Raw genomic sequence first — 9,846 nt, 5'->3', positions numbered from 1 at the left:
CACTGCGTGACTGTGGGGCGCTGTCGGTCGCGCTGACTCACATAAAGTTACACACCACTTTGAAACTTCACAAATCCGCTGGTGATTGCGCTTTTTAGCTCTTTATTCCTAACCACTTTTTCAGTCCTGAAGCGTATGGATTCACTCGTCGCACGTTAACGGGCAGCAGCACCGCCCACAGCACGTACGTAACGGCCGCCGCGAGCATCATCGGCAACCCGTCGAGCATCTCCTCCATTCGCAACTCGAAGATGGCTACCGTTGCAGCGGCAATCAGCACCGGCATGTAGACGGTCTTCCACGAACACAATTCAACTGAGACAACGAGTGCGGGCACCAGGAAGCCGAATGCTGCAATGAACCAAATAGGCTCACCCACAATCAGCCAGCTAAGCCCAACGCCAAGGAGGCTCGCCGCCGGACTGACCAAGCTTGCGATGATGACATGTCGCGCCCATGTACTTTGGCTGCCGCCAAGCGTGACGAAGTTAGCCAAAGAATCAAGGTGTTCCACACAGGTCGTCGTCATGGCCAAGATGGCCATTGTCATCAGCATGTTTCCTATATTCGGTCCGTTCTCAGGCCATATGTTGCTGATGAAGGCGTTCGCCACCGCTGCGATACACAGAATCACCCAGCCGATAAGCCAACCGCGAACCAACGGGCGGTAGACCAACTGACCTTCAAGGCTTACTGGGAATCGTCCAAAATTATCATTGCCTGGCGTATCCGCTAGAAGGTCTTCGACTGTCATGGTTTTGGCTTCGGCCTTCCAACAGGTTAGCTTCCACGCGAGGATTAGCACCGTGATAGCGAGAGCAATCCACCAACGCAGATAGATGGTCAAAATGCCAGCAATCACAGCTGGCAAAAGCGCTGCGATGCGACCGTATCGAGTTTTAGTGGCCGTGTTAAGCCCTAATGGCTGCGCTTTGTTTTCGTGTGGGGCGGCAGCAAAAATACCGGCCCACAGAGCGACGAGCACGAAACTCGCAATAACCGCATTACCGGCGCGTCCCGCCAGGAAGACTCCACAAATCAAGAAAATCGACAGCAGCAAGTTTCCCCAATTCAGCGTGTTAAAGAAAAGCTTCACTGGGCACCTCCTAACGCCAGCACCGCCTCTTCCAGGGTGACTTCCTGCGCGCGTAGCCCGAATTCTGCCGCCTGGTCGAAGACGCACTCGGCGAAGTTGGGGCGGGCGTCGATAAGCACACGCTCTGCGTGGACCGAGGAATGGCGGGCCAATACCGGCAACTGTAGGCGCCCCAGCGCCCTATCTACTTGTTCCGCAGGGCCCGTCACCGCCACGATGCAATCGACGAGGCTTTCAATGGGGCCAGACAAGGGGGCTTCGCCAAGCGAAAGCACCGTGTCGAGGTAGCCCTCAATCTCATCGAGATGATGGGTAGACACCACAATCGTGCGTTTGCCCTGTTCCTCCCGGAGGACCTCAAGAAAGCGCTGACGCTTATCGACGTCGAGGCCCAGGTAGGGTTCATCCAGCAGCATCAACTCGCAGCCGGAAGCTACGGCGAAGATAAAGCCCATCGCGGACTTCTGACCGCGGGACAAGGCGGAGTAGTTCTTCTTCGGGAGCGCAAACTGCGCGGCGAGTTCTTCAGCCCGCTCCTGGTTCCAGGTCTTCCACCGCACCTTGCCGATGCGGAAGAGCTTGTCCACGTTCCATCCATCGAAAAGCGGGTTATCGATGCCCATCAGGATGATGCGATCCATGATCTTCTGGTTGTCAAAGGGGCGCTCCCCAAAGACTTTCAACCCCTCCGACTTGAGCTGGCCTGCGATCATGCGCAGCAGCGTCGTCTTGCCCACTCCATTGGGGCCCACCAGGCCGTGGGTCAGGCTATCTTCCAGCACGAAAGACAGCGCCGGAGTATTTTGCATAGCTAGGTTTTCGGCTTTAATCATTTCGACCACTCCGGGATACGTTGGGTGTTTGCAGTAATTGCAGCGTTTGCGGTGTTCGCGGCGTTTGCGGCGTTTGCGGTGTTCGCGGTCATGAGTAGAGTCCTCTGCTTTCTGCGACACGGTGGACAAGTTCTTGTAATTGCTCGCGCGTATACCCAAGGCGGACGGCCTCATCGACGAGCGGGGCGACGTATTCGGCGGCGAAGTCATTGCGACGCCGCTGGCGGATTCTTTTGGTAGCGCCGGCCGCCACGAACATGCCGATGCCGCGGCGTTTTTCTAGAATTCCGAGTTCAGTCAACAAAGCAATCCCCTTTCGCGCCGTGGCGGGGTTGATGTTGTGGAAGGCAGCTAGCTCATTCGTCGAAGGCGCCTGCGCCCCTTCTTCCAGGCCACCTTCCACGATGGAGTCCTCAATTAGCGCGGCGATCTGTCTGAACAACGGCTGCGTTGAGTTATCCATGTACGCCTGCACCTCCTCGCTTACTCGATGGGTCAGTTACTCAACTAACTAACCGAACAAGTACCTCAGATTTTAGATTCGCGCAAGAGCAAAACTTTTCTAGGCCTCCTGACCTGCCAGTTTCCTCGAAGACATCGACGTTTAGTGACTAATGGGGCACACTGGAAACCAAAGCAAATTTAGTTAGAACTATTAGAAACGGAACTTAGGAGCCATGCTTGAACGAACACTTGTCTTCGTTGACACGTCTTACCTGCTTGCGAGCTTTTATAACTCATGGGAAACCGGAGCTCGCGCGCAACTAGAAATAGACCTCCCAGAGGTCGTAAATAATCTCGGTTCCATGGTGGAAAACCAGCTCGGAAACCGCATCCACCGCCAGTACTGGTACGACGGAATCCCTGACACCGGCCCACACCGCTACCAGCGCGCACTGCGCACCTGTGATGGCGTGCAGCTTCGCACCGGCCAGCTCATCGAATGGGGCGAGCGCCGCACCCAAAAGGCAGTCGATACCCGCCTCGTTGCCGACATGATTCTCGCTGCAATGAAGCAGCAAGTCACCGACTTTGTTTTGGTTTCTGGTGACGCCGACATGATCCCGGGCGTACAAGAAGCCGTAAACGCGGGCGTGCGCGTGCACCTCTACGGCTTTGGCTGGGACTCCATGTCCTCCGCACTGCGCCACGCTTGCGACACCACGACCATTCTCGATCCGCGCGAAGATTTCGCCGACGCAATGGAGCTGCAGGTTCTGGAAGGCCCACTGCCGCCGACCATTCGGGAACCGCACAACGGCCACGATGAGCTGCCAGAACTGCCCGAGCACGACGAGTGCGGCGAGCCCTCCGAAGCGGAGGCAGCATTCGCCTCCGCACCAAAGCCGAAGCCAGCCGCATCACCGGGCTCTTCCTCCCCATCTCCCGCCGACCTTGCAGCAGGCACCGCTCCGCAGGCATCCAAGGATGGCGGGGCCGATTCCACTGAAAACGGCTCAGCCGAGATCGCCAAGACTCCCGCCCCCGTTTCCGCAGGTGACACGCAGGGCTCTAACGGCACGTCGACCCCTGAGAAGCCTTCGTCAGGTGCATCCGACGCTGCAGCCGAGTCTGGCTCCCCAAAGCCGGCCGCGCCAAAGCCGTCGATGATGGCGCCTCGTCGCAAGCTGCGCTCAAAGTACGTGCCGCTTCCCGAGGAGGTCTGGACTTCTGCAGGATTCCAGTCACCTTTCGACGTCGGCCAGCAGTATGCGTCCTGGTGGTTCGAGAACGCGGCTAGCGCGGAACAGCGCGACCAGGCCCACCTGCTCTCCGGCGGTGGACTTCCACCTGAGATCGACCGTCCGCTGCTGCAATTCGCCTGTGAGACTCTGCACGAGTACACGCTGACCGAATCCCAGCGCGTCAACCTGCGCGACGGCTTCCACTCCGGCATCCGCGGTGTCCTCATCACCGTTCGCCGCAACGAAAGCTAGAGCCGCAAGAGTCCACAAGAACGTAGTGAGTCTCAAAGCGGCAAACAAAAAGGAGGTCGGCCCTCATAGGGGGCTTGCCTCCTTATTTCTTTTGACTAGCGCAGCTTAGCTTTACTGCAGCTTACTTCTGCTCGCCGGAGCCGAGCTCCTTCTGCTTTGCCATCTCCGCACGGATCTCGTCCAGGCGGGACGCGGCCTTCAAGTCGTTGCCAGCGGCAGTGATTTCCTGGATGCGGTCGCCGCCCGAGAGCTGATGTAGCTCTTGCGCACCGAGAGCGTCGGTGTAGCGCTTTTCAATCTTGGCGCGCACCGAATCGAGGGTCGGTGTGGAGCCATCCGGCTTAAGCTCGTTCATCGAGTCCATAACCTTGGCGTTCTGCTCTTGCATCGCGGCCTGATCGGCCTGTGCTAGCAGCTCATCCACCTGCGCCAACTGCTCCTTGAGGCGAGCCTCGGACTGCTGCTGTTGAGCCTTTGCCTGCTCAGCCGCCTGCGAGGCAGCCGCGTGCTGGGTCTTGAGATCAGCAAGCTCCTGCTCCACAGCAACAAGTTGGGAAGCCACGACCTCAGCGGCCTGGTTGTACTCAGAAGCGGCCTGCGGGTCCTCCGCTTTATCCGCTAGCTCAAGGGCACGGCGAGTTTGGTTTTGGTAATCCTCCTGGGACTTCAGGAGACGGTTAATCTGCAGCTCGAGCTGGTTCTTGCGTCCAATAATCTCCGCAGCATGCTCTGAAATTTGGCGGTGCTGTTCCTTGGCGCCCTCCACGGCCTGCTGAATTTGGACCTTAGGATCCGCGTTCTCGTCGATCTTCTGGTCGAAAGAGGACATTACGTACTTCCAGCCCTTGCTGAATGGATTCGCCATTGAACTAACTCCTTGTTCGCTTAAGTAACGTGGTCCCATGAAAAAGACGCTTTCTAGCGAGTTTAGCGGGACTCACTGGAAAGCGCCGGGGGCGAAAGAAAAATCTTTAGCCGTTGGTCTGAGCGTTCTGCTCCTCAACCTGGCGGCGAACATCATCCATGTCGAGCCCCTTAACCTGGGTAATAAGATCCTCAAGTGCTGCCGGCGGTAGTGCACCAGCCTCACGGAAGACCATGATTCCGTCGCGGAAAATCATCAGGGTTGGAATGGACTGGATCTGCAGTGCAGCAGCCAGGCCTTGGTTAGCTTCGGTGTCGAGCTTGGCAAACGTTGCATCCGTGTGCTGCTCAGAGGCCTTTTCATAAACAGGGGCAAAACGCTTACAAGGTCCGCACCAATCGGCCCAAGCGTCTACGAGGGTAATGCCCTCACCGCTAACGGTCTGCTCAAAAGTCTCTTCGGTTACGTCGATCGTTGCCATATAAATCTCTCCTCTTTTTCGGGGTCTTTCCTATCAACGGTACATGAGCCTGAGTTATTCCTTGGCAATTCATTGCGTGATACCCCAGGGGGGGTATAGGCTCAGGGTGTACTCAAAGAAAGGAAACGAATCATGGCAGTCAAGCACTACACCGTCGAGGGCATGACCTGCGGCCACTGCGAGATGTCCGTCAAGGAAGAGGTCGGCGAGATCACCGGCGTCCACGAGGTCACCGCTGACCACACCACCGGCGCAGTCACCGTTGAGGGCGAAGGCTTCAGCGACGAGCAGGTTGCCGCCGCCGTTAAAGAGGCTGGTTACACCCTCAAGGCATAAGCGCCACAACCATCCAAACCCCAACTCGCGTAAAGAAGCGATCACTTCCCATGACTAACCTCGTCCACCTCGATCTCGGCGTTTCCGGCATGACGTGCACCTCGTGCTCGTCCCGCGTCGAACGCAAGCTCAACAAGGTCGATGGAGTTGAGGCCACCGTGAACTTTGCCACGGAGTCCGCCTCAATTGAATACGACCCTTCCACTTCCACCCCTGACTCCCTCATCGAGGTTGTGCGGGGCGCAGGCTACGACGCCTTCGCAATGACCGAAGAGCAAAAGGCGGATTCCGAAGAGACTGCCAATCCGGTGGACGAGGCCCGCGCGCAGGAGGCCAAGGACCTGCTGCGCCGCACGATTATCTCTGCCGCGATTTCCACGCCGATCATGGTGGTCTCCATGCTGCCGGCCCTCCAGTTCACCAACTGGCAGTGGGCTGCAGCTATTTTGGCCACCATCGTCTACATCTTCGGCGGCGCCCCCTTCCACGAGGCCACCTGGGCGAACCTCAAGCACGGCTCGTTTACCATGGACACGCTCATCACCATGGGCACCACCGCGGCCTACTTCTGGTCGCTCTACGCCATGTTCTTCGGCCACGCCGGCCATCCGGGCATGAAGATGCACATGGAGCTCGTATCCAACAATGCTGAGATGGACCACATCTACCTGGAGTCGGTAGGCATGGTCATCACGTTCTTGCTGCTCGGCCGCTGGTTTGAGGTCAAGGCAAAGGGCCAGTCTTCAGAGGCACTGCGCACGCTTCTGGGGATGGGAGCCAAGGACGCTACGCTGCTTGTCGACGGCGCAGAGAAGCGCGTGCCCATCAAGGACCTCAAAGTAGGCGACGTGTTTGTCGTCCGCCCAGGTGAAAAGATTGCCACGGACGGCGTCGTCAATGCCGGAGCCTCGGCTGTGGATGAATCGATGCTCACCGGAGAATCCGTGCCGGTTGAGGTCAAGGAAGGCGACCATGTCACCGGCGCCACCATCAATTCCTCCGGCCGCCTAGAGGTACGCGCCACCAAGGTGGGTGCGGACACCACCTTGGCTCAGATGGCCAAGCTAGTCACCGAGGCACAGGCGTCAAAGGCCCCCGTGCAGCGCCTCGTGGACAAGATCGCGCAGGTCTTCGTCCCCATCGTCATCGCGATCTCCGTACTCACGCTCATCGCACACCTCATCATCGGTGGCGCCGCCGCCACCGCCCCGGCCTTCGTCGCTGCTGTCGCCGTGCTGATCATTGCTTGCCCGTGCGCAATGGGTTTGGCCACGCCTACTGCGATCCTGGTGGGCACCGGCCGCGGCGCTCAGCTGGGCTTGCTCATCAAGGGCCCGGAGATCCTGGAATCCACCAAGCAGGTGGACACCATCGTCCTGGACAAGACCGGCACCATCACCGAAGGCAAGATGTCGGTTGCTGGCGTGCACGCCGCACAAACCAGTGACCAGGACGCCACTCAGGTTCTCAAGCTCGCCGCGGCGGTAGAAGCGGGATCCGAGCACCCCATCGCCAAGGCCATCGTGCATGCTGCTAGCGACGTAACGCCCGCCTCCGACTTTGTCTCCGTGGCAGGCCGTGGCGTCGAGGGCACGGTCGAGGGGCAGCGCATCCGTGTCGGACGCGTCGAGGGCGAGCTGGGCAGCCTTAGCGAGGCATTCCGCGCTGCCGAAGCAGAGGGCGGAACCCCGGTTGCCGTCTACGCTGCCGACGCCCTCATCGGCATCATCGATGTCCGCGACACCGTCAAGGAATCCTCCGCTGCGGCCGTGGCCCAGCTGAAGGAGCTGGGGCTTGTCCCACACCTGCTGACCGGCGACAACGAAAGCGCCGCGCAGGCCGTGGCGCAGGCCGTGGGCATCGACCCAGAAAACGTCACTGCGGGCGTGCTTCCGGAGGAAAAGGTGGACGTCGTCAAGCAGCTCCAAAGCTCGGGCTGCAACGTTGCCATGGTGGGTGACGGCGTGAATGACGCCGCCGCACTCGCCCAAGCAGATTTGGGCCTGGCCATGGGCGCAGGTACCGACGTGGCCATCGAGGCTTCCGACATAACGCTGATGAACGATGATCTACGCTCTGCTGCCGACGCCATCCGACTCTCGCGCCGTACTCTGCGCATCATCAAGGGCAACCTATTCTGGGCATTCGCCTACAATGTCATACTCATTCCAGTCGCGGCAATCGGGCTACTTAACCCCCTGTTTGCGGGTATTGCGATGGCCTTTAGTTCGGTTTTTGTTGTAAGTAATTCACTGCGACTAAGGACTTTCCAGCCCACCGCATAAAAACGCAGTGCACAGGGGAAATTGGACTTACAATCCCAAAGCATGCCCGATCTCAAAAGTAACACGCTATCTCGAAACGAGCGCCTAGACCGTCTTCCTGTCACCGGCAAGCACAAACGCCTGCTAGTGGGCTCCGGAATCGGTTGGGCGCTCGACGCTATGGACGTCGGCCTCATCTCTTTCATCATGGCCGCACTCGCGGTGCATTGGGGAATCACACCGACTCAATCCTCTTGGCTGGCCTCAATCGGATTCGTCGGCATGGCGCTTGGCGCCACTTTCGGCGGCTTGCTTGCCGATAAGCTCGGCCGTCGCCACGTCTTCGCGCTGACCCTTCTGGTCTATGGTCTGGCCACGGGAGCCTCAGCGCTCTCGACGGGACTAGCTATGCTCTTGGTGCTGCGTTTCATCGTGGGCCTGGGCCTGGGCGCGGAGCTACCCGTTGCATCGACGCTGATTTCGGAATTCTCACCGGTCAAGGTACGCGGCCGCATGGTTGTGCTGCTGGAGGCATTCTGGGCCGTGGGCTGGATCCTGGCAGCGGTCATCGGCACCTTTGTAGTCGGGGTATCGGCAAGCGGCTGGCGTTGGGCGCTGGCACTTGGCATGGTCCCGGCCTTCTATGCCCTCTTCGTGCGCATGAAGCTGCCGGAGTCCGTGCGATTCTTGGAATCCAAGGGCAAGCACGCGGAGGCAGAGGACATCGTGGCCTCCTTCGAAGCTGAGGCCGCAGCCGAGGGCAAGGAACTGCCAGAAAACGCTGCGGCACCCACTTATGCCGAGGAAGATGTCACCTCCGGCAGCATTTGGTCGCGCTCTCTGCGCGGGCGTACCGCGGCGTTGTGGACCATCTGGTTCTGTGTGAACTTAAGCTACTACGGCGCCTTCATCTGGATTCCGTCGCTGCTCGTTGCCGATGGATTTACCCTGGTGAAGTCCTTCAGCTTCACGCTCATCATCACGCTGGCGCAGCTTCCGGGCTACGCGGCAGCGGCCTGGCTGATTGAGACTTGGGGCCGCCGCCCTACGCTGGCCGCTTTCCTCGTGGGCTCCGCGTGCGCCGCCGGCCTATACGGCTTTGCGGACTCCACCGCGCTCATTTTGATTGCTGGTTGCCTGCTTTCCTTCTTTAACCTCGGTGCGTGGGGCGCACTCTACGCAATCGGCCCAGAGCTCTACCCCACCCACCTGCGCGGGGCTGGCACGGGTGCCGCTGCGGGCTTTGGCCGCTTGGCCTCCATCATCGCGCCGCTTATCGTTCCGGTTATCCTGGCTGGTGCGGGCGCACACTGGCTGTTCATCCTCTTTGCCGCTGCGTTCGCAATTGCGGCAGCCGCCGCCTTTGTACTACCGGAGCAACGCGGAAAGGTACTTAAGTAGATGCCCCACAGAGTGCGTTCGACGCTAGCCCTTGGCGGCTATTGCGCCGTCATTGTTTCGTTGACCACTCTCAAGGCCTTCTTCCAGATTGGCTACCTTTGGAAGCCGGAAAACCAGCGGGCCCGCGATATTCGCTGGATTCCGCTGGATGACTTGTTCTCCGGCAGCTGGTTCAAGCCGCTGTTTGAATACGGCGGCAACTTCGCATTCTTTGTCCCGCTGGGCGTTCTGCTTTTTGTGCAGCTGCGGTCCAAGCGTGCGGCCACGCTCTGGGGTTTCGCTTTCTCGGTGTTGGTGGAAACCATCCAGTATGTCTTCGCGTTGGGGCGCACTGACATTGATGACTTGTTCTTTAACACGCTTGGCGCGTGGTTTGGTGCTTGGCTAGCACAGCGCCTTGGCCGCAGATTCGATGCAGTGTGGCACTGGCTGGCGATCGCTGTGACCGTGGTTTTCGTGGTGCTGGTTGCCCTCGGCCCGCGCCTCGGTGATCCCGATAAGGTCAAGGACCTCTCGAAGCCAGATGCAGTGATGCTTGACGACGCCCCGGTGCCTAAGACTTGATTCCAACCTGCTCAAGGATGTTTCGCCGTGCCTGCTGCCACTGGAGGCCAGCGGGATTGGCCCATGAAA

At 59.2% G+C, this 9,846-nt stretch carries 10 protein-coding genes; 5 read left to right on the top strand and 5 right to left on the bottom strand.

Going from position 1 to position 9,846, the window contains the following annotated elements:
• Positions 1-94: 94 nt before the first annotated feature.
• From HMPREF0308_RS12585 to HMPREF0308_RS12575, 3 genes are all read right to left on the bottom strand, one after another.
• Entirely contained in the window at positions 95-1,096 is a 1,002-nt protein-coding gene (locus HMPREF0308_RS12585; RefSeq protein ID WP_005532211.1) for a hypothetical protein, read from the bottom strand.
• Positions 1,093-1,905: an AAA family ATPase gene (locus HMPREF0308_RS12580; protein WP_034657649.1), complete on the bottom strand. Its 813-nt coding sequence runs from the start codon at positions 1,903-1,905 to the stop codon at positions 1,093-1,095. The genes HMPREF0308_RS12585 and HMPREF0308_RS12580 overlap by 4 nt, the downstream gene beginning before the upstream one ends.
• 112 nt (positions 1,906-2,017) lie before the next feature.
• On the bottom strand, positions 2,018-2,392 hold the full coding sequence (locus tag HMPREF0308_RS12575; RefSeq protein ID WP_034657647.1) for a GntR family transcriptional regulator: 375 nt from the start codon (positions 2,390-2,392) through the stop codon (positions 2,018-2,020).
• A 214-nt stretch (positions 2,393-2,606) separates the two neighbouring features.
• Here HMPREF0308_RS12575 and HMPREF0308_RS12570 point away from each other — a divergent pair, with 214 nt between their 5' ends.
• Positions 2,607-3,866 carry an NYN domain-containing protein gene (locus tag HMPREF0308_RS12570; RefSeq protein WP_005532206.1) on the top strand — a complete coding sequence of 420 codons (1,260 nt, stop codon included), beginning with the start codon at positions 2,607-2,609 and terminating at the stop codon, positions 3,864-3,866.
• A gap of 121 nt (positions 3,867-3,987) precedes the next feature.
• On the opposite strand, the gene HMPREF0308_RS12565 is transcribed toward HMPREF0308_RS12570, so the two are convergent.
• Positions 3,988-4,731: a PspA/IM30 family protein gene (locus HMPREF0308_RS12565; protein ID WP_005532204.1), complete on the bottom strand. Its 744-nt coding sequence runs from the start codon at positions 4,729-4,731 to the stop codon at positions 3,988-3,990.
• A gap of 106 nt (positions 4,732-4,837) precedes the next feature.
• Entirely contained in the window at positions 4,838-5,212 is a 375-nt protein-coding gene (trxA, locus tag HMPREF0308_RS12560; protein ID WP_005532202.1) for a thioredoxin, read from the bottom strand.
• Between the two features lie 132 nt (positions 5,213-5,344).
• On the opposite strand from trxA, the gene HMPREF0308_RS12555 reads away from it, so the two are divergent.
• From HMPREF0308_RS12555 to HMPREF0308_RS12540, 4 genes are read left to right on the top strand one after another with little or no spacing between them, the layout of a single operon-like run.
• A complete protein-coding gene (locus HMPREF0308_RS12555; protein WP_005532199.1) occupies positions 5,345-5,548 on the top strand; it encodes a heavy-metal-associated domain-containing protein in 204 nt (67 codons plus the stop codon).
• A 50-nt stretch (positions 5,549-5,598) separates the two neighbouring features.
• Positions 5,599-7,833 (top strand): heavy metal translocating P-type ATPase, encoded by a 2,235-nt coding sequence (locus HMPREF0308_RS12550; RefSeq protein WP_005532198.1) that lies wholly within the window; start codon positions 5,599-5,601, stop codon positions 7,831-7,833.
• A gap of 42 nt (positions 7,834-7,875) precedes the next feature.
• Positions 7,876-9,213, top strand: a complete 1,338-nt coding sequence (locus tag HMPREF0308_RS12545; protein ID WP_005532196.1) for an MFS transporter — start codon at positions 7,876-7,878, stop codon at positions 9,211-9,213.
• Positions 9,214-9,777, top strand: coding sequence for a VanZ family protein (locus tag HMPREF0308_RS12540; RefSeq protein WP_005532195.1), 564 nt, complete (start codon positions 9,214-9,216; stop codon positions 9,775-9,777).
• Positions 9,778-9,846: the final 69 nt, after the last annotated feature.

Origin of the sequence: Corynebacterium striatum ATCC 6940 (genome assembly GCF_000159135.1) — a bacterium.
Classification (GTDB): Bacteria; Actinomycetota; Actinomycetes; order Mycobacteriales; family Mycobacteriaceae; genus Corynebacterium; species Corynebacterium striatum.
This window is presented reverse-complemented; position numbering and strand designations above follow the sequence as displayed.